This is a genomic window from Solidesulfovibrio carbinolicus, assembly GCF_004135975.1.
Lineage (GTDB): Bacteria > Desulfobacterota > Desulfovibrionia > Desulfovibrionales > Desulfovibrionaceae > Solidesulfovibrio > Solidesulfovibrio carbinolicus.
On the sequence record NZ_CP026538.1, the window covers coordinates 1,612,412 to 1,631,503 of the forward strand.

Annotated in this window: 14 protein-coding genes, 2 tRNA genes and 1 CRISPR repeat array (1 of these 17 running past the window's edge); of the genes, 8 read left to right on the top strand and 8 right to left on the bottom strand. The window is 61.9% G+C overall.

Annotation, left to right across the window (positions count from 1 at the left end; translation table 11 throughout):
• Positions 1 to 82: 82 nt before the first annotated feature.
• From rho to C3Y92_RS07175, 8 genes are all read right to left on the bottom strand, one after another.
• Positions 83 to 1,330, bottom strand: a complete 1,248-nt coding sequence (rho, locus tag C3Y92_RS07140) for a transcription termination factor Rho (RefSeq protein ID WP_015861600.1) — start codon at positions 1,328 to 1,330, stop codon at positions 83 to 85.
• 361 nt (positions 1,331 to 1,691) lie between these two features.
• Positions 1,692 to 2,204, bottom strand: coding sequence for a CarD family transcriptional regulator (locus C3Y92_RS07145; RefSeq protein ID WP_006919329.1), 513 nt, complete (start codon positions 2,202 to 2,204; stop codon positions 1,692 to 1,694).
• Between the two features lie 333 nt (positions 2,205 to 2,537).
• On the bottom strand, positions 2,538 to 3,173 hold the full coding sequence (gene pth / locus C3Y92_RS07150) for an aminoacyl-tRNA hydrolase (RefSeq protein WP_129351137.1): 636 nt from the start codon (positions 3,171 to 3,173) through the stop codon (positions 2,538 to 2,540).
• A gap of 96 nt (positions 3,174 to 3,269) precedes the next feature.
• Positions 3,270 to 3,860 (bottom strand): 50S ribosomal protein L25/general stress protein Ctc, encoded by a 591-nt coding sequence (locus tag C3Y92_RS07155; RefSeq protein ID WP_129351139.1) that lies wholly within the window; start codon positions 3,858 to 3,860, stop codon positions 3,270 to 3,272.
• A 65-nt stretch (positions 3,861 to 3,925) separates the two neighbouring features.
• Complete coding sequence (locus C3Y92_RS07160; protein WP_006919326.1) at positions 3,926 to 4,870, bottom strand: ribose-phosphate diphosphokinase; 945 nt, start codon at positions 4,868 to 4,870, stop codon at positions 3,926 to 3,928.
• A 59-nt stretch (positions 4,871 to 4,929) separates the two neighbouring features.
• Positions 4,930 to 5,005, bottom strand: a tRNA-Gln gene (locus C3Y92_RS07165).
• A gap of 56 nt (positions 5,006 to 5,061) precedes the next feature.
• Positions 5,062 to 5,952, bottom strand: a complete 891-nt coding sequence (ispE, locus tag C3Y92_RS07170; RefSeq protein ID WP_129351141.1) for a 4-(cytidine 5'-diphospho)-2-C-methyl-D-erythritol kinase — start codon at positions 5,950 to 5,952, stop codon at positions 5,062 to 5,064.
• A 57-nt stretch (positions 5,953 to 6,009) separates the two neighbouring features.
• A complete protein-coding gene (locus C3Y92_RS07175) occupies positions 6,010 to 7,470 on the bottom strand; it encodes a DegQ family serine endoprotease (protein ID WP_129351143.1) in 1,461 nt (486 codons plus the stop codon).
• 391 nt (positions 7,471 to 7,861) lie between these two features.
• Here C3Y92_RS07175 and C3Y92_RS07180 point away from each other — a divergent pair.
• The 8 genes from C3Y92_RS07180 to cas2 all read left to right on the top strand — a co-directional run bounded on the left by C3Y92_RS07180 (position 7,862) and on the right by cas2 (position 16,847).
• Positions 7,862 to 7,938, top strand: a tRNA-Arg gene (locus tag C3Y92_RS07180).
• Positions 7,939 to 8,258: 320 nt separating this feature from the next.
• A complete protein-coding gene (gene cas3, locus C3Y92_RS07185) occupies positions 8,259 to 10,757 on the top strand; it encodes a CRISPR-associated helicase Cas3' (protein WP_165352078.1) in 2,499 nt (832 codons plus the stop codon).
• A 13-nt stretch (positions 10,758 to 10,770) separates the two neighbouring features.
• Positions 10,771 to 11,562 carry a type I-C CRISPR-associated protein Cas5c gene (cas5c, locus tag C3Y92_RS07190; RefSeq protein ID WP_129351147.1) on the top strand — a complete coding sequence of 264 codons (792 nt, stop codon included), beginning with the start codon at positions 10,771 to 10,773 and terminating at the stop codon, positions 11,560 to 11,562.
• A 5-nt stretch (positions 11,563 to 11,567) separates the two neighbouring features.
• A complete protein-coding gene (gene cas8c / locus C3Y92_RS07195; RefSeq protein ID WP_235669692.1) occupies positions 11,568 to 13,577 on the top strand; it encodes a type I-C CRISPR-associated protein Cas8c/Csd1 in 2,010 nt (669 codons plus the stop codon).
• A 1-nt stretch (position 13,578) separates the two neighbouring features.
• On the top strand, positions 13,579 to 14,433 hold the full coding sequence (gene cas7c, locus C3Y92_RS07200) for a type I-C CRISPR-associated protein Cas7/Csd2 (protein ID WP_129351151.1): 855 nt from the start codon (positions 13,579 to 13,581) through the stop codon (positions 14,431 to 14,433).
• Positions 14,434 to 14,894: 461 nt separating this feature from the next.
• The gene (cas4, locus tag C3Y92_RS07205) at positions 14,895 to 15,536 is read left to right on the top strand and encodes a CRISPR-associated protein Cas4 (RefSeq protein WP_129351153.1); all 642 of its coding nucleotides are present in this window, start codon (positions 14,895 to 14,897) and stop codon (positions 15,534 to 15,536) included.
• Complete coding sequence (gene cas1c, locus C3Y92_RS07210) at positions 15,533 to 16,552, top strand: type I-C CRISPR-associated endonuclease Cas1c (protein WP_129351155.1); 1,020 nt, start codon at positions 15,533 to 15,535, stop codon at positions 16,550 to 16,552. The genes cas4 and cas1c overlap by 4 nt, the downstream gene beginning before the upstream one ends.
• Positions 16,553 to 16,556: 4 nt before the next feature.
• Positions 16,557 to 16,847, top strand: a complete 291-nt coding sequence (gene cas2 / locus C3Y92_RS07215) for a CRISPR-associated endonuclease Cas2 (RefSeq protein WP_024825924.1) — start codon at positions 16,557 to 16,559, stop codon at positions 16,845 to 16,847.
• A 283-nt stretch (positions 16,848 to 17,130) separates the two neighbouring features.
• Positions 17,131 to 19,092: a CRISPR direct-repeat array (repeat unit 32 nt; unit sequence GTCGCCCCCTGCACGGGGGCGTGGATTGAAGC) (it continues 3,910 nt past the right edge of the window).

Below are 19,092 nucleotides of genomic sequence, written 5' to 3' on the forward strand. Positions count from 1 at the left end.
CCTGGCCGGGCCAAGGCGGCAAAAAAGGCGGACCGCCTCGTAAGCGATCCGCCTTTGTCTTCGGCAGTGGGGAACCGGCGGTCTACCGGTTCATGAGGTCGAGGAACTCGCGGTTACTTTTGGTGCCGCGCATCTTGCCCAGGAGAAACTCCATGGAGTCGATGGGACTCATGGGGGCCAGGAGCTTGCGCAGGATCCAGACGCGGTTGAGGACGTCGGGGTCCAGGAGCAACTCTTCCTTGCGGGTGCCGGACCGGTTGATGTCGATGGCCGGGAAGACGCGCTTCTCGGACAGATGGCGGTCCAGGTAGATTTCCATGTTGCCGGTGCCCTTGAACTCTTCGAAAATGACTTCGTCCATGCGGGAGCCGGTGTCGATAAGCGCCGTGGAAATGATGGTCAGCGAGCCGCCGCCTTCGATGTTGCGGGCCGCGCCGAAAAAGCGCTTGGGCCGCTGCAGGGCGTTGGCGTCGAGGCCGCCGGAGAGCACACGTCCCGAGGACGGGGTGACGGCGTTGTAGGCGCGGCCCAGGCGGGTGATGGAATCGAGCAGGATCACCACGTCGATTTTGCGTTCGACCAGGCGCTTGGCCTTTTCGATGACCATCTCGGCGACCTGGACGTGGCGCTGGGGCGGCTCGTCAAAGGTGGAGGAGACGACCTCGGCCTTGACCGTGCGCTCCATGTCCGTGACTTCCTCGGGGCGTTCGTCGATGAGCAGCACGATAAGAAAGACGTCGGGGCGGTTGGCGCTGATGGAGTTGGCCAGGGTCTGGAGCAGCATGGTCTTGCCGGTGCGGGGCGGGGCGACGATGATGCCGCGCTGGCCGTGGCCGATGGGGGCGAGGAGATCGATGACTCGGGAGGAATAGTTTTCAGCGCCGTTTTCGATTACGAAGCGCTTGTCGGGATACAGGGGCGTCAGGTTGTCGAAGAGCACGAGATTTCGTGAGGCTTCGGGAGGCGCGAACCCGATTTCGCCGACCCGCAGCAAGGCGAAGTAGCGCTCGCCTTCCTTGGGCGGCCGGATCTGGCCGGAGATGACGTCGCCCTTGCGCAGGCCGAACCGGCGGATCTGGGAGGGGGAAATATAGATGTCATCCGGGCCGGGCATGTAGCTGTACATGGGCGAGCGCAGGAAGCCGAAGCCGTCGGGCAGTATCTCCAGTACGCCTTCGCCGAAGATGGCCCCGTTTTGGGAGGCGCAGCTCTGCAGCAGAGCAAAAATAAGCTCTTGCTTGCGCATGCCGTTGGGGTTTTCGACGTTGTACTGGACCGCCAGGTCCATGAGCTCGGGCATGCTTTTGAGCTTGAGCTCGGAAAGGTTCATGGAGTTGCCCTCCATGAGACTGGACTTTACAGCGGCGGGTTGCAGGATGTCGTCGCTTTCGATGGGATCGGAAAGCACGGGTGCAGGGGCCGGCTGAGGATTTCGCCCGCGGCGTTTGGGTGCATTGCTCACAGAAATAGCCCGGCGCGGAAATGCGCATATTGATAGTGTGTGAAAACCCGATGCAGCGTGAGTTCGTCACGTCCGCGCCCCTATGGAGGAGCGGGCGACTCGCTATGTTACGGGGGCCAAGGCAAGTGGAGGATAGGCCGGCAACGGCCTGGAACGATCCATATACTTTTTCGCGGGGGTGTCAAGGGCGGGTCGGCCCATGACGGCCCAAAGTCTTGGGATCGTGGTCCTATTCTTCGGGTTTGGGTTGCAGGACGTCGGCGAATATCTCGTTTATCACGTCCTTGATGTCCTGCTGGTCTTTGTCCAGGGCCAAGGCCAGTTCCAGGGTGAGCAGGCTGGTGGCCTGTTCGAGGAGCCGGCGCTCGCCAAAAGACAGTTCCTTGTTCTGGCCAATGAGCAACAGCTCCTTGAGCACGTAGGCCACGTCGGCCAGATCGCCGCTTTTGAGCTTCTCGGAATACTCCCGGTAGCGGCGGTTCCAGTTCTGCCCGGTGTAGCCGGTGAAGTCGGAGCGGTCCTTGAGGGATTCGATGATGGCCGCGCCCTGTTCGGCCGTGCACAGGGGCCGCAGCCCCACGTTGGCGGCGTTTTTCACCGGCACCATCAAGGTGACATTGTTGCTTAAGATGCGCACAATGAAAAAGTCGGCCGAGGCGCCCCCGATGACCTGGGTCTCGATCCGTTCGACCCTGCCCACACCCTGGGCCGGATAAACGACTAGCTGCTCCTCGGAAAACACCGTGGGACTCCTCCCGGCCAGACGCATGCCAAACACTGCGCCTGTGCCGTCTTCAATGCAAAATAGCGTACTTGTCCCCTTGTGTCCATGGATTCCGCCGACGGCCGGAAAACCGCGTCCCATAAGGGTTGCAGGCCGCCAAGACGGCTGCCCCGGGCCGGGGCGTAACGAACGGGGATTTGCAAAAATGCGAGTTTTAACCGCATGTCCGGGGCAAAACATCGGACGGCCCGCCGTATTCGAGCGTGTCTTGTGGAGAACCTGCCGTCTTCATTATAGAAAAATCACGGCTCACGCGTGCAAGGTGCGCGAAGCGTTGGGTAAGGGGGCGGGCTACGGCTGGGGCGGCGGCGGGGGGACGGCGTCAAAGCCGCCCACGCGGCGCTGGGCCGTTTCCAGCCCGTCCTCGTAAAAGGCCATGATCCCGTCCACGGCCGCGGCCGTGACCTTGCGCACCACGGGCGTTTCATCTGCGCGAAAAGTTTCGAGCACATACCCGGCCACATCGCGGCCCTCGGGACGGCCGATGCCCAGGCGCAGGCGTACGAACTCCGGACTGCCCAGTTCCTGGTTGATGGACTTGAGCCCATTGTGGCCGGCGTTGCCGCCGCCGCGCTTGAGGCGCATGCGCCCCAAGGGCAGATCAAGCTCGTCGTGCAGGACAAAGACATCGGTGGGGGCCAGTTTGTAGAAATCCAGGGCGGCCCGCACGGCCCGGCCGCTTAAATTCATGAACGTGAGCGGCTTGACGCAGGCGAACTGGGCAAAGGCCCCGCCAGGCAGCACCGGCAACGAGACGGTGGCGGCTTCGAGATCCTTGCGGCCGGTCAGCGTCGCCTTGGGCGCGCCGCCAAGCTGCCGGGCGCGCTCCATGAGGGCGTCCAGGACCATGAATCCGAAATTGTGTCGGGTGGCGGCGTATCTCGGCCCGGGATTGCCCAGGCCCACGATGATGGCGGAAACGGCCATGGCAGGTGGGAAACCAAGGGGCTTTCGCGTGAAAAGAGGCGGGGCGCGCCGGAAAACGCACCCCGCCGCAGACGCGAAAACGAAACCTGGCGAAGGCTAGGCGCCTTCGCCGGCGGCCTCGGCCGCACTGGCCAGGACGCCGATGACGGCATAGTTGTTGTCGTAGACGGCCTTGACGCCCTCGGGCAGGACGACGTCAGCGATCTGGATGCTCTCGTTGATGTCCACATTGGCGATGTCCAGGACAACCTTGTCCGGGATGGCCAGGGGCAGGCAGATGACCTCGATGGACTCGCGGTAGATCTCCAGCAGGCCGCCTTTGACCTGGCCCTTGGACTTGCCCACCACTTCGACGGGCACGCGGACCTGGATTTCCTTGGTCAGATCCACGCCGTAGAAATCGACATGGGTAATGCGGGGCTTGGTCGGATGGTGCTCGACCTTCCAGACCAGGGCGGGCTTGGTCTCGGCGCCGGCGTCGCCTTCGATCTGGAGATCGAAGACGTGGGAGGAGGCGATCTTGGAATACAGCTTCTGCAGGGGCAGGTGCTCGACCATGACCGGAACGTTGACGCCCTGGGCGTCGTAGTAAACGCCGGGGACCATATCGTCTGCGCGCAGCTTGCGGCAGGCGCCTTTGCCGAGGCCCGCGCGGGTCTTGACGGCGAGGGACTGGGTCTGACTCATATCGGGTATCTCCTTTGCGCCCTGGGGCGAAACATGGTTTTTTCGGCCGGCCGTGCGTCGCCCTGTTAGGTGAACAGCACGCTCACCGAGGACTCGGTGTGGATATTGTGGATGGCTTTGGCCAAAAGCCCCGCGATGGAGAGCACCTTGATCTTGGAGCAGGCCTTGGCTTTGTCGTTAAGGGGAATCGTGTTGGTGGTCACGATCTGGGTAAAGGGCGAATTTTCCAGGCGCTCGATGGCCGGGCCGGACAGCACCGGATGTGTGGCCGTGGCCATGACCTCGCGAGCCCCGTTTTCCAGCAGCACCACGCCGGCCTGGCACATGGTGCCGGCGGTGTCGATCATGTCGTCGAGCACCACGCACAGCTTGTCCTTGACGTCGCCGATGACGTGCATGGCCTGGGCCTGGTTGGGGGCGTCGCGGCGCTTGTCGATAATGGCCAGGGTCGCGCCGAGGCGTTTGGCAAAGGACCGGGCGCGTTCCACGCCGCCGGCGTCCGGGGAAACCACGCACAGGCCCGGGCCGGAGAAATCCTTGAAATATTCGGCCATGATGGGCGCGGCGAACAGGTTGTCAACGGGCAGGTTGAAAAAGCCCTGGATCTGACCGGCGTGGAGGTCGATGGTGAGCAGGCGGTTCATGCCGGCAACCGTCAGGAAATCGGCCACGAGCTTGGCGCTTATAGGCGCGCGGGGCGCGACCTTGCGGTCCTGCCTGGCGTAGCCGTAGTAGGGCACCACCGCCGTGACGCGCCGGGCGCTGGCGCGCTTTAAGGCGTCCAGCATCAGGCACAGTTCCATGAGGTTGTAATTGACCGGGTACGAGGTTGACTGGACCACGAAGATGTCCGAGCCGCGCACGTTGGCCCCGACCTCGATGCGAATTTCGCCGTCGCTGAAGGTGCCGACCTTGGCCGGCAGCAGGGTGCAGCCAAGATGGTCGCAGATGGCCTCGGCCAGCCCGGGATTGGAAGTGCCGGTGAGGATTTTCAGATCGCCTTGCGCCATGTGCGAAGCCTCGGGTGCTGTGCCGGTCCGGGAGGGACCGGGTGGTGTCGGAAAAAAACTGGCTGGGGCGGTAGGACTCGAACCCACGAATGCGGGGACCAAAACCCCGTGCCTTACCAACTTGGCGACGCCCCAGCATGAAAATGGTCCGTAACGGCGGACCGGCCGTGCGGCCCCGAGGGCCGTGCGCGTCACAGCGGCGCGAGATAGGCGCGCGGGCCGCTTCCGGTGAGCATGGCCAGGGCCAACGTGGCTGTCTGGCGCTTGCGGAAAAGCCCGAACACCGCCGACCCCGTGCCCGATAAAAGCGCGCCCGCCGCCCCCAGGGCCAGCAGGCGCTCCTTGACCCGCCCCAGTTCGGGGTGGGCCGCGAAAACGACGGTTTCAAAATCGTTCCGCATGGGCGCACCGGTGACGCAAAACGCCCTTTTATTGGCGTCAAAAGCAGTTGTCAAGAGGTTTGCCCCAGGTTTTTGCGGCAAGGCTCGGGAGGCGTCCAGGGCGGCGTAGGCCCAGGCCGTCTTGACGTGGGCCTCTGGGCACACCACCACGGCGCACCAGCCGGCCAATCCGGGATCGGCCGGGATGAGCGCCTCGCCCACGCCGGTGGCGGCGGCCGGGACGCCGAGCAGGAAAAAGGGGATGTCCGCGCCAAGGGTCAGGGCCAGGGCGGCCAGGTCCACGGGCGACAGGGCGGCCTCGCCGGCCCGGTCGTTCAAATAGCGCAGCATGACGGCGGCGTCGGACGAGCCGCCGCCAAGGCCGGCTCCGTGGGGAATGTGCTTGGCCAGATGGACTTCCAGGCGCGGGGCGTAGCCCGTGGCCGCAGCGTAGGCCCGGTAGGCCCGAACGACCAGATTGTCGTCGGTTTCAAGCTCGGGATCGGAACACTGCAGATCAATGTCCCCGGGGCCGTCGAAGCGGCGCAGACGCAGGACGTCGGCCGGTTCGGGCAGGGGCAGGAAAAAGGTGTCGATGTCGTGGTAGCCGTTGGGCCGCCGCGCGCCCACGGCCAGGCGCAGATTAACCTTGCAGGGCACGGGCAGGAGGGTTTCCTCGATAGGGCAGGGGAAAGACGCCATGGGTGTTGCCTGTGCGCCCCCCGGCCGAAGCCGGGGGGCGGTGTTGTTGCGGCGGTGTTACTTGGCGTCGGCCAGGGGCACGGTGCGGAAGACGGTCTGGTTTTGGCGCTTAATAAGCAGCATCACCACGCCCTTCTTCTTGCCGTCCTCGCCGACGATCTTCTTGAACTCCTCGGGGGAGGTCACCGGGCGCTGGTTGACCTCAAGGATCACGTCGCCCGGGCGGACGTCGGCCTGCTCGGCCTCGGAGCCGTCGGCCACTTCCGTTATCAGCACGCCTTGGGCCTTGTCCATGCCCATGGCCTTGGCTTCCTTGGGGGCCAGAGCCCGCACGGACAATCCCAGCGCCGAGGCCGAGGCGTCCTCGCCGGCGGCGTCGTCCTCGTCTCCCTGGCCGCGGCCGCCCTGGGCCAGCTTCTTGGCGTCGCGCTCGCCCAGGGTGACGCTGACCGTGACGGGCGACCCCTTGCGCATGACCACGAACTCGGCCGATTCGCCCGGGCGGATGGCGGCCACGCGGCGCAGCAGATCATTGGCGTTGTCGACCTTCTGGCCGCCCACGGAGGTGATGACGTCGCCGGTCTTGATGCCGGCCTTGGCCGCGGGCTGGCCTTCCATGACCGAGGAGATGAGCGCGCCCTTGGTGGAATCCAGGCCCAGGGCCTTGGCGGTGTTTTCGTCGATGTCCTGGATGGAGACGCCAAGCCAGCCGCGCTGGACCTTCTTGCCGTCGCGCAGTTGGCCGATCACGTCCTTGGCCATGTTGGAGGGGATGGCGAAGCCGATGCCCTGGCCCGAGGCCACGATGGCGGTGTTGATGCCGACGACCTTTCCGTCGAGGTCAATGAGCGGCCCGCCGGAGTTGCCGGGGTTGATGGAGGCGTCGGTCTGGATGAAGTTGTCAAAGGGGCCGGCCCCGATGATGCGGCCCTTGGCGCTGACGATACCCAGCGTCACGGTATTTTCCAGGCCAAAGGGGTTGCCGATGGCCAACACCCATTCGCCGACCTTGAGCTTGCCGGAGTCGCCGAATTCCAGATAGGGCAGGCCGGACTTGCCCTCGATCTTCAAAAGCGCCAGGTCGGTTTCGGCGTCGCGGCCGATGATCTTGGCGGGCAGGGGCTTTTCGTTGTTCTTGAACTGCACCTTCACCTCGTCCGCGCCGTCCACGACGTGGTTGTTGGTGACGATGTAGCCGTCGGCGGAGATGACAAATCCCGAACCCATGGAGCGCTGCTTCTGGCCCTTGCCGCCGCCGCGTCCCTGGGGGCCGAAGTGCTTTTCGAACTGCTCAAAGAATTCGTCCATGGGGCCGCCCTGGCCGCCGCGTCTCTGGAAGAGTTCGCGCATGCCTTCCTGGGCCTTGACGGTTTTGGTGGTGGAGATGTTGACGACGGCGGGGCCGTCCTTGTCGACGAGTTCGGTGATGTCGGGCAGGGGGACGCGGGCCTGGGCCATGGCGGTCCAGGCGAGGAGGGACAGGGTGGCGATGGTGGTGGCGAGAAGGCGTCTTGCCATGGGGAACTCCTGTGTTGCTGGGCGCCGGCGAGGGATCGCGGGGCGTCCATGGCTTTTGCCGTTGAGCTTTCTTTGCGGCGCGTAGGGAATTTGTCCCTGTATACGCCAGTTTCTTCCGAAGTAAACCGCGGCCGGCATTGCGCGCCTTTTCCCGGGAGCGGCGGCAGCGACCGGCCGTGTGGTTTGCCGAGCCTTTCTTGACAAGCGTTCGCGAGGTAAATAGTAAAGTTTGTTCGTCGCGCGTCAATTGGCTGAATTGCCGGCAAAAGCTATGACGCGGCAATTTTGTCATCTTGAAAAAGTCAGTGAAATAAGCAAGATGGCCTTCTGCCCCGGACGCAGTTTCGGGGCAAGCTGAAGGAAGAATGAATATCGTTTCATATGTCGAGCGGCTCCCGTAGCTCAGTAGGATAGAGCGATCGCCTCCTAAGCGATAGGCCGTGCGTTCGATTCGCGCCGGGAGCACCATAAAATTCAAGGGGTTGGACTGATGAGGTCCAACCCCTTTTGCTTTGGATGAAGATTTTGTCCCCCATGTGTCCCCCAGATGTAGAGAGTGATAGGCGGATTGGAATCAACATTTAGCCCGGGAGAGCGATTGGTCAGGCATTGTGGACCACTGCCGCGTTGCCTTTCGCTGTGCTCTCCATCTTGTTGACGATAAAATTTATTTTTATATTGATATTCAATCTGGTTTTGAATTACAAACATCCATGCTCATTTTCGAAAGCCATGTGTGATCGCGTGGTCGCAGGGTTGACTTTTGATGATTTCAATAAGGCATGTTTATGTGCAATTCTCAAAATATCCATGTTGCCCATGTTCGCGGCCAGCAGGGGACTTCCTCTTTTCAAATACAGACGCTGGAGTCGCATCTGCGCGATGTGGCGGCGTTGACGGAATGCTTCGCGGCCAAGGCAGGCATGCCGCTGGCTGGACGTCTTGTGGGGTTGTTGCACGATTTCGGCAAGTATTCAGGCATGTTTCAACGATACATTCTGTCGGCTGCCGGTTGCATAAAGCCCGGTGATCCTGACTACATTGACCCGATTGCGAATAAAGGCAAGATCAATCATGCTTTTGCCGGGGGGCAGTACATTTGGCGGCGCTTGATCAATAAGTCTAAAGTACAATCTATGTCGCAAATGCTGGCTATTTGCATTATTTCACATCATTCCTGTCTCAAAGACTGCCTAGACCAAAATAAACGGGACGTCTTTGCCGACGACTATATGGCGAGGAGTGAGGAAAAGACGCATCACGATCAATGCGTTCGGGCTTGCGATCCTTCTTTGGCTGCCGAAATCGCTGGTCTGCTGTCACCCCCCCTGGCGCGGGAAGTGCTTGGGGTTTTTGGGGGACTGCATAAAAGGGTAGAGGACAAATGCCCTGTTGGTTCCGACCGCCAGGATATATTGGATAACGAGAACAGTCGCGATTTTCAGCAGGGGCTATTGGCCAAATTCCTGTTGAGCTGTCTGCTGGACGCGGACCGAACGGACAGCGCGGAATTTGAGGACCCGCAGCTCAAGCGGTTGCGCGAGGATTCGCCGCGCCGTCCCTGGGATGTGCTTGCGCCGCGTCTGGAAGCGGCCCTGGCGGCGAAGGAGCCGCGCCATCCCATCGATCTTTTGCGGCGCGAGATCGCGGACCACTGCGCCCGTCGGGCTCTCGATGACCAGGGCCTTTTTACCCTGACCGTGCCCACGGGCGGCGGCAAGACCCTGGCCAGTCTGCGTTTTGCCCTGCTGCACGCGCAAAAACATAAGTTGGACCGGGTCATCTACGTCATTCCCTATACTTCCATCATCGATCAGAACGCCGCTGTGGCCCGCCAGATACTGGAACAGGGTGAGATGCCCGGCTCTATAGTGTTGGAGCACCATTCCAACTTTCTGCCGGACGCCGACACCGATGACGAAGGCGCGGTCAAGCGGTGGGAAAAGCTCGCGGAAAACTGGGACGCGCCGGTAGTTTTTACGACCATGGTGCAGTTTCTGGAAAGCCTGTTCGGTTCCGGCACGCGCCATGCCCGCCGTATGCACAATCTGGCCCGCAGCGTTATTGTTTTTGACGAAGTGCAGACCGTGCCGGTGCGTTGTCTGCGCCTGTTTTGTAATGCCGTGGACTTTCTGGTGGGCCAATGTGGCGCGTCGGCCATGCTGTGCACCGCCACCCAGCCGCGCTTGGGTGATTTGCCCAGGCCGCTGCTTGGCAGTTTGAACCTCGGGCCGGAGCGGGAAATCATGCCCGACGTGTCTGGCTTGTTTCGCGAACTGCGGCGCACTGATTTTATCGATCATTGCTCCAAGCGCCTGAGCGTCGAAGCGGTGGCTGAGCTGGCCCGGGAAGAACTGGACGGGAGCGGCTCCTGCCTAGTGATCTGCAACACCAAGAAAATAGCGGAAACGCTCTACTCGCTGTGCCCTGAGGGGGAAGGCCTTCGGCGGTATTACCTCAGCACCAACCTTTGCCCGGCCCACCGCATGGCACGGCTTGAGGCCATGCGCGCGGATCTGGACGCCGGGCGGCCGGTGCTGTGCGTCAGCACACAGCTCATTGAATGTGGGGTGGACATCAGCTTCCGATCCGTGATTCGTCTGGCGGCGGGGTTGGATTCCATCCTGCAGGCAGCCGGGCGCTGCAACCGTCACGGCGAGGGCGAGCGGGGGAGGGTGCATGTGGTGCTTGTGGATGGCGACGCGGAAAACCTGGATTGTCTGCGGGACATCAAGGACGGGCGCGATGTCTTCTTGGACGCCGTGCGTTTGAACTATGCCAAAGCCCTTGAGGATTCAGATTACGACCTGACCCAGCCGCTCCTGACCGAGGGGTATTTTAAGCATTTTTATCACCGCAAGGCCCACGTCATGTCGTACGCTCTTGATAAAGGCGGCAACAACCTGTTGGATATGCTCGGCAGCAACAAATCCGTAACGGAAAAGAGCCTCGCCCCTATGTTGGGCCAGTCGTTCGCTATGGCGGCCAAACACTTCAAGGCCATCGATTCGGCGGCAACGAGCATTCTGGTTCCTTACGGCGAAGGTAAGCAAATCATCGACGATCTTTGTTCCTCGGATATTTTGTGGCGTAAAAAGGAATTGTTGCGAAAAGCGCAACGCTATTGCGTCAATGTTTTTCCAAATATGGAAAGAGCGCTCCATGCAGCCAATGCGCTCTATCCTGTTCAGGACAGCGGTATGTATGCGCTCAGAGAGAACTTCTATTGCGATGCGATGGGGGTGGTGACGCAGCCGACGTCCCGTCTCGGGTTTACCGACATGTAGTCAGGAGGATGGTGTGAAAAACGATATTTCCTTTGTCGCATCTGGGCGATACGCCCTGTTCTCCGATCCGGTCACCCGGGTGGGGGGCGAAAAATGTTCCTACCACATTCCCACCTACGAAGCCCTCAAGGGTATCGCCAAATCCGTCTATTGGAAGCCCACTTTCATCTGGATCATCGAGAAGGTGCGCGTGTTGCGGCCGTTTCGCACCCAGACAAAGGGCGTCAAACCCATTCGGCCCACAACAGGCGGCAATGATCTGTCCATCTACACCTATCTTGCCGACGTGGAGTACCAAGTTCAGGCCCGTTTTGTCTGGAACGAGCATCGGCCGGAGCTGGCAGGAGACCGCATTGACGGCAAGCATTACGAGATCGCCCGGCGCATGGTGGCGCGCGGCGGCAGGCAGGACGTTTTTCTCGGCACGCGCGACTGCCAGGGTTATGTTGAGCCTTGCGTGTTCGGGGAAGGGCCGGGGGCGTATGACGATCTGGACGAATTGGCCTTTGGCCTGATGTTTCACGGTTTCGACTATCCAGACGAAACCGGTGGCGAGCGTTTCGGGGCGCGGTTTTGGAAGCCCGTCATGCGAAAGGGCGTCATCGAATTTCCCGGACCGGACGATCCGTCGCTTTTGCGCAAGGACATCCGGGCCATGACGCCCAAGGCGTTTCATCCCGAGCGCAATTTCGCGGGCTGCGACGAGGAGGAGTTGCGCCGCTTGTTGCTGGAGCCGGAGACAGCCGCCTACCCGGATGCGCGGACCCTGCTCGGAGGCGACGGACCGCAAGGGGGGACGCTGTGAGCTGGATGCAGAAGCTTTTTGAGACCTACGAGGCCTGCTCGCGTGAGATTGACTACACCGCTCCGCCCCAGGCTGAAGACGGCGGCCAGGAAGCGCCGGCACTCATGCCGGTGAGCCATACGAGCCAGCAGGCGCATATTTGCGTGACGCTGGACAGCGAAGGAAAATTCCATCGGGCGGAATTGCTGCCGCGAAAATCGCAGTTGATTATTCCTGCTACGGAAGCATCGGCAGGAAGAGCCGGCGCAAAGGTTGCCCCGCACCCACTCATTGATAAGATTCATTATTGCGCCAAGGATTACAAAGGTAAAAAGGCGGAAACCTTCAAGGGTGGTTTCGAAGCATACTTTGATCTTTTGACAAAGTGGAGCGATTCGGAATTTACACACCCAATGGTTTTGGCTGTTAAGAAGTATATTGAAAAAGGGACACTTGTTACCGATCTTGTAACGTCAGGCATTCTTCAGGTCGATGCGTCGGGGGAACTTCTAACAAAGCCGGTAGATGAAGAGAGTGGGATTTTCAAGAGTATTCAAAAAGATCAGAAGACCAAACTTTTTGACCAGGGGGATGCTATCGTCTGCTGGAAAGTTGTTGGCGATGTCTTGGAAGACAGGACCTGGGGTAATCAGGAGCTGCAAAAGCAGTGGATGCTCTTTGATGCGCAACAAGAGAAGGGCAACGGGCTGTGCATGGTTTCCGGGGATGTTGTGGCGTGTGCAACAAATCATCCGCGCAATATCCGTCGGCCCGGGGACGGGGCCAAGCTCATTTCCTCCAACGACGCCGCGAATTTCACCTTCCGTGGGCGGTTTGAAGAACCGGAACAGGCCTGCACCGTGGGCTACGAAACGAGCCACAAGGCCCATAACGCCTTGCGCTGGCTCATTGCCCGGCAGGGGTATCGCAATGGCGAGCAAGCCGTCGTGGCCTGGGCCGTGAGCGGCGCACGGGTGCCCAATCCTTGCGGAAACTTGCTTGACGGCATCAATGATGAGGACCTCATGCGCGACGATGCGCCGGCCTCGTCCGAAGCTGTGGCGGTGGAGGCGCAGCCCAAAGCTCCGCCCCCGAACATGGGACTTTTGTTTGCGCAAAGGCTGCGCAAAGCCTTGGCCGGCTATAAGGCCGACCTCAAGGACACCGATGGCGTCGCGATTATGGCGTTGGATGCCGCCAGCCCGGGCCGGCTTTCCGTGACGTTCTATCGTGAGCAGATGTTGGAACAATATTTGGGGAATCTGGAAGCGTGGCAGGAAAATTGCGCCTGGGTGCTGCCGGTGCGGCTGCCCGACGAGGAGAAGGGGAAAGGCAAAAAGCACAAGCGTACGGTGTACGCCGCCTATGCGCCGCTGCCGGAAACCATCGCCCGGGTGGCCTACGGCCGGCGCGTTGACGATACGCTGCGCAAGGCGACGGTGGAACGGCTGCTGCCGTGCATAGTGGATGGCGCGCACTTGCCGCGCGATCTTGTGGAAGGGTGCGTGCGCCGGGCCTGCAACCGCGCGGCGCTGGAAGACTGGGAATGGCCCGAGGTGTTGGGCGTGGCCTGCGCCATGTATAAAGGTTACCGCGCCATTAATTTTCACGAAAAGAGGTTCGACATGGCCCTGGACGAAAGTATCGACTCTCGTGACTATCTTTACGGACGGTTGCTTGCGGTGGCGGAGTACATCGAGCGTACGGCGCTGCAGCAGGCCGGCGAAAAGCGCGCCACCAACGCGGAACGCCTCATCCAGCGTTTTGCCGACCATCCCTATGCAACATGGCGACAGTTGGAGTTGTCGCTTGCGCCCTATATGCAGCGGCTGCAAAATAGTTCCTCTGCGGGGCTTCTTGGGCGCGCCAAGAAGATTCTGCGGGAGATTTGCGACAAGTTTTCGCCGGAGGCGTTCGAGTCGCCGGCCAAGCTCAGCGGGGAATTTTTGCTGGGCTACCACTGCCAGATGTCGGCTTTTTACACCAAGTCCGAGAAAGACGCCGCACCCGAAGAACATACTCAGGAAGGAGCGTAACATGAGCCTGCAACACAAGATCGACTTCGCCGTCATCCTCACCGTGAACCGTGCCAATCCCAACGGCGATCCGCTCAACGGCAACCGACCCCGCACGGACTATGACGGCTACGGCGAAATCAGCGATGTTTGCCTCAAACGCAAGATTCGTGATCGGCTCATGGAGATGGGGGAGGGACAGCGCGTGTTCGTGCAGTCCGACGACCGCAAGCTCGACGGCATGGTCTCGCTCAAGGAACGGGCGGAATCCGCCGAGCACGGCCTTGGCAAGGACGCCTTCAACCCCAAGAAGTGCAGCAAGGAAGAGACCGCCAAGAAAGCCTGCGCCAAGTGGTTCGACGTGCGTGCCTTTGGGCAGCTTTTCGCCTTTGGCAAGGATGGCGATGCCGCCGGTGTGTCCATTGCCGTGCGCGGCCCGGTGAGCCTCCACGCCGCCTTTAGCGTGGAGCCGGTCAGCGTGGCCAGCATCCAGATCACCAAGAGCGTCAGCAGCGAGGGCGACGGCACCAAACGCGGCTCGGACACCATGGGCATGAAGCACCGCGTCGATAAAGGCGTGTACGTGTTTTACGGCAGCATCAACCCCCAGTTGGCCGAGCGCACGGGCTTCAGCGACGAGGACGCGGCGGTCCTCAAGGCCATCTTGCCCCGACTTTTTGAGAACGACGCCTCCTCGGCCCGCCCGGAAGGCAGCATGGCCGTCAATCATGTCCTGTGGTGGCAGCACGCCAGCAAATCTGGGCAGTATTCGTCGGCCCGGGTGCACAGGAGCCTCACGGTCAACCCCGACGGCAGCTACGTGCTTGACGGCGAGGCCACGCCGGGGCTGAAGGCGGATGTATTGGAAGGTTTTTAGTCCAATAGGCCTCCTCTGTTAGGTCTGTGGGTTTTCCTTCTGACATCTCCTTACACTGAAGTCTTGACGGGGTTCGGAGAAACCCATACATGTTGTTCACGGGTACCGCCAAAAGGCGGCCCGGAAAGTCTGGCTCAGGAGGCTGAAAAGATGCATGTCATAATAAATTAAGGCGAACAATCCATAGCAGGGAATGGAATTGTTCGCCTTAATCGCCTGGGTAGCCTGAGGAGTCTTCGGGGCAATCTTGACGGGGTGCACCGGAAGAATTTCCTTAGTTCCCTGTTTTAATAATATGTTATGCCTGCCCCGTTTGTCAACGGACGGGGCAGGCCCTTTGATCTCTCGGTTTTTGTCGCTCCTCCTGGGGCGTGGATTGAAGCGTGTATGGAGATGTCAGCGTGATGTTGGGGAGGCCCCCTTCTTAGGGAGGGGGCCTATATCTCTTTGGAGAAACCGCCATGCATCACCATCCCCCAACCGACCCCATCCCCATCTCGGCGTTGCAGCACTATCTGTACTGCCCCCGGCAGTGCGCGCTCATCCATCTGGAACAGCTCTGGACGGAGAACGTCTACACTGCCGAGGGCCGGCAACTGCACGAAAAAGCCCACGACGCCGCGACCGAAAGCCGGGGCGACCGCAAAATCGTCACTGGACTCCTGCTGCACTCCCTTCGCTTCGGCCTGACAGGGCAGGCCGATGTGGTGGAGTTTCACCGCCGCGACGGGAACTGGCAGCCGTATCCCGTGGAATACAAGCGCGGCCGCCCCAAAAGCCACGCCGCCGACCGCATACAGCTTTGCGCCCAGGCGCTTTGCCTGGAAGAAATGCTGCATGTCGCCATCCCCGAAGGCGCACTTTTCTACGGCAAAACTCGCAGGCGTCAGGTTGTTGCGCTGGACGAGGCGCTGCGGGAGGAAACCCGCCGCACCGTCGAGGCCGTACACGACCTCATGCGCCAGGGTAAAACGCCGCCTCCGCCTGCGCTGGAAATCGCCAACGCCATCTGCCCGGCCTGCTCGTTGCAGGATGAGTGCCTGCCGCTTGTGCCGCGAAAATCCGCCGCCCGCTATCTGCAATCCGTGCTGGAGGGCGCATGAAGCCGCTGCTCAACACCCTGTTCGTCACCACCCAGGAAAGCTACCTCGCCAAGGACGGCGAATGCGTGGCCGTGCATCAAGGCGACGTCCTCAAGGGCAAGGTGCCCATCCATACCCTGGGCGGACTGGTGCTGTTCGGCCAGATTTCCTGTAGTCCGTTTCTGCTGGGGCACTGCGCCAAAAACGGCGTCACGGTGTCGTGGCTGACCCAAAACGGGCGATTCCTCGCGGCCATGCACGGCCCGGTCAGCGGCAATGTGCTGCTGCGGCGCGAGCAGTATCGCCGGGCTGACAATGAGGACGCAAGTGCGTCCATCGCCGCGTCCATGGTGATCGGGAAAATCGCCAACTGCCGCACCGTGTTGCTGCGCACTGCTCGTGAGCGACCGAGCCGGGAACTCGACGGGGCAGCGGATCGGCTGGTCCAGTGTCTGCGGCGGCTGCGCGAACCGCTGCCGCTCAACGTGGTGCGCGGCATTGAGGGCGAGGCCGGACAGGCCTACTTCGGCGTCTTCGACAAGCTCATTCGCAACGCCGATCCGGCTTTCCGCTTCGCCGGGCGCAACCGGCGTCCGCCGCTGGACGCCGTGAACTGTCTGCTTTCCTTTCTGTATACGCTGCTGGTCCATGATGTGCGCGGGGCGCTGGAAAGCTGTGGGCTTGATCCGGCGGTGGGTTTCCTGCACCGCGACCGGCCGGGCCGGCCGAGTCTTGCCCTGGACCTCATGGAGGAGTTTCGCCCCTATCTGGCGGATCGTCTGGCCTGCACCCTCATCAATAGAGGGCAGGTGAAGGCCAAGGGTTTCAAACACACGGAATCCGGGGCCGTCATCATGGACGACGCCACTCGCAAGGAGGTGCTGACCGCGTGGCAGGAGCGCAAGCAGGAGACCGTCGAGCATCCCTTTTTGCAGGAAAAAATGGCGACGGGGTTGCTCTATCACTGCCAGGCGCGCTTGCTGGCCCGCTATCTGCGCGGCGATCTGGACGCCTATCCGCCTTTTGTGATCCGGTGAAGCCATGCTGGTTTTAGTCAGCTATGACGTGAACACGCAGGACGCGGCCGGTCGCCGCCGGCTGCGCAAGATCGCGCGGCACTGCGAGAACTGGGGGCAGCGGGTGCAGTATTCGGTTTTCGAGTGCGTGGTGGACCCGGCCCAGTGGGTGGCGCTGCGGGGGAATCTGGTGGCGTGCATGGACCCGGGGAAAGACAGTCTTCGGTTCTATTTTCTGGGAGCCAATTGGAAGAATCGCGTTGAGCATGTGGGGGCCAAGCCCGGCTATGATCCGCAGGGGCCATTGATTTTGTGAACTGTTGGTCCGGGGTGGCAAGTGGGCAGTCCGTGTCCGGCAAAGTTCCATGCGCGTCAAGGATCGTTGATGTCGCGGGTATGTCGGTGCCGCCCGTTTGTTCGTTTTCGAGGACCCGGAGCGCACAGTGTTTTCCGGGGAGGTGCTCGATTTAGTAACATAATGATAACATATGTTAAAATTTACTTGTTTGAATGAGGCCGAGTGTTGTTTGTTGGTTTTGTCGCCATCCTCGAAACGCGGCTGGCCAACTGAGCAATAGCGGGGTATTCTCGGCCCTACAGTCGCCCCCTGCACGGGGGCGTGGATTGAAGCCCATGGCCATCACCCTGGACGCCTTGTGGTGCTCGGTCGCCCCCTGCACGGGGGCGTGGATTGAAGCCCTTTCACTTGCCCCTTGGCGTTGAGAAATCGGCCGTCGCCCCCTGCACGGGGGCGTGGATTGAAGCCCTTCACGGACAACTCCCACGGCAAGGCCGACGATGTCGCCCCCTGCACGGGGGCGTGGATTGAAGCTCCGCATCATTTGTGAAGTCGCCGCCGGTCATGAGTCGCCCCCTGCACGGGGGCGTGGATTGAAGCGCGCCTACAACGGCGGACCTGGCAACCGGCATAACGTCGCCCCCTGCACGGGGGCGTGGATTGAAGCCAGCTGTCCCAGGGGCTGCAGGGGCTGGACCGTTGTCGCCCCCTGCACGGGGGCGTGGATTGAAGCTCATGGCGGCCAACCCCCGACACCGCGACCTCGTGTCGCCCCCTGCACGGGGGCGTGGATTGAAGCGCGCAAGAGGCGAGCGACCTCTGCACCAGACAAAGGTCGCCCCCTGCACGGGGGCGTGGATTGAAGCACCTTGCGCGAGGGGGTGGTGTTGTGAGTCTCGGTCGCCCCCTGCACGGGGGCGTGGATTGAAGCTTGTACCAACCGCAGAAGCGTCCGCTGCGGGCCGGTCGCCCCCTGCACGGGGGCGTGGATTGAAGCCCGGGCTATCCGGTCGCCCTGGTCGGCGACGGCGAGTCGCCCCCTGCACGGGGGCGTGGATTGAAGCTCGCGGCGGCACTCTTTGGCCGCCGGCATGTAATGTCGCCCCCTGCACGGGGGCGTGGATTGAAGCATCTGGGGCGCGCCTGGGCTTGGCAAGAGCGCGGTCGCCCCCTGCACGGGGGCGTGGATTGAAGCGGTCTCGGTCTGGCGGTTCTCGACCTGGGCGTAGGTCGCCCCCTGCACGGGGGCGTGGATTGAAGCCACATCCCGTGCCCGCATTGTGAGCATATGCAGGTGTCGCCCCCTGCACGGGGGCGTGGATTGAAGCCGGGGGCGCAGATGACCACCGACTTCGAGCGCCGCGTCGCCCCCTGCACGGGGGCGTGGATTGAAGCAAGGCCAGGGCCGTCACGGCTCCGACAACACCAGGTCGCCCCCTGCACGGGGGCGTGGATTGAAGCGCGTCCGAAAACGGCATGTACTGGCGCGCCGCGTGTCGCCCCCTGCACGGGGGCGTGGATTGAAGCAAGTCTAACATTGACACGATCTTTCAAAATTTGGGGTCGCCCCCTGCACGGGGGCGTGGATTGAAGCCGCAGTAACCAGTCTGGACAAGGGGCAGGAACGGTCGCCCCCTGCACGGGGGCGTGGATTGAAGCTACCCATAGTTTACCCCACGACGCCACGGCAGGCCGTCGCCCCCTGCACGGGGGCGTGGATTGAAGCAACGTCCAACTGCCGGCCGAGGAAGCGTAGCCCAGTCGCCCCCTGCACGGGGGCGTGGATTGAAGCGTCACGGGAATGGGGCTACGAGCAGCCCAGCTTGAGTCGCCCCCTGCACGGGGGCGTGGATTGAAGCCCCACCCATTCGTAACCCACGCGAAACGGCGTCAGGTCGCCCCCTGCACGGGGGCGTGGATTGAAGCAAATCGCAGTCGCTCGACGGGCTACCTGATCCGCAAGTCGCCCCCTGCACGGGGGCGTGGATTGAAGCATCCAAGGCATCGACGACGCTGGAAAGGCTGGAGTCGCCCCCTGCACGGGGGCGTGGATTGAAGCCCACCAAGCTGGCCCGGGAAAAGGACCGCCGCGGTCGCCCCCTGCACGGGGGCGTGGATTGAAGCCCTTGCCCAGGTCCGTAGCCCCATGGAGCAGTCGTGTCGCCCCCTGCACGGGGGCGTGGATTGAAGCAGGCTGCTGCGCCAGCTTTCGCCCGAGCTGGGCGAGTCGCCCCCTGCACGGGGGCGTGGATTGAAGCAGCGA

Coding starts and splice junctions, on each gene's coding strand:
- rho (WP_015861600.1), bottom strand. CDS start 1,330: ATGAACCTTTCCGAGCTCAAGCTCAAAAGCATGCCCGAGCTCATGGAC.
- pth (WP_129351137.1), bottom strand. CDS start 3,173: ATGGCCGTTTCCGCCATCATCGTGGGCCTGGGCAATCCCGGGCCGAGA.
- C3Y92_RS07155 (WP_129351139.1), bottom strand. CDS start 3,860: ATGAGTCAGACCCAGTCCCTCGCCGTCAAGACCCGCGCGGGCCTCGGC.
- C3Y92_RS07160 (WP_006919326.1), bottom strand. CDS start 4,870: ATGGCGCAAGGCGATCTGAAAATCCTCACCGGCACTTCCAATCCCGGG.
- ispE (WP_129351141.1), bottom strand. CDS start 5,952: ATGGCGTCTTTCCCCTGCCCTATCGAGGAAACCCTCCTGCCCGTGCCC.
- C3Y92_RS07175 (WP_129351143.1), bottom strand. CDS start 7,470: ATGGCAAGACGCCTTCTCGCCACCACCATCGCCACCCTGTCCCTCCTC.
- cas3 (WP_165352078.1), top strand. CDS start 8,259: ATGTGCAATTCTCAAAATATCCATGTTGCCCATGTTCGCGGCCAGCAG.
- cas8c (WP_235669692.1), top strand. CDS start 11,568: ATGCAGAAGCTTTTTGAGACCTACGAGGCCTGCTCGCGTGAGATTGAC.
- cas7c (WP_129351151.1), top strand. CDS start 13,579: ATGAGCCTGCAACACAAGATCGACTTCGCCGTCATCCTCACCGTGAAC.
- cas4 (WP_129351153.1), top strand. CDS start 14,895: ATGCATCACCATCCCCCAACCGACCCCATCCCCATCTCGGCGTTGCAG.
- cas1c (WP_129351155.1), top strand. CDS start 15,533: ATGAAGCCGCTGCTCAACACCCTGTTCGTCACCACCCAGGAAAGCTAC.
- cas2 (WP_024825924.1), top strand. CDS start 16,557: ATGCTGGTTTTAGTCAGCTATGACGTGAACACGCAGGACGCGGCCGGT.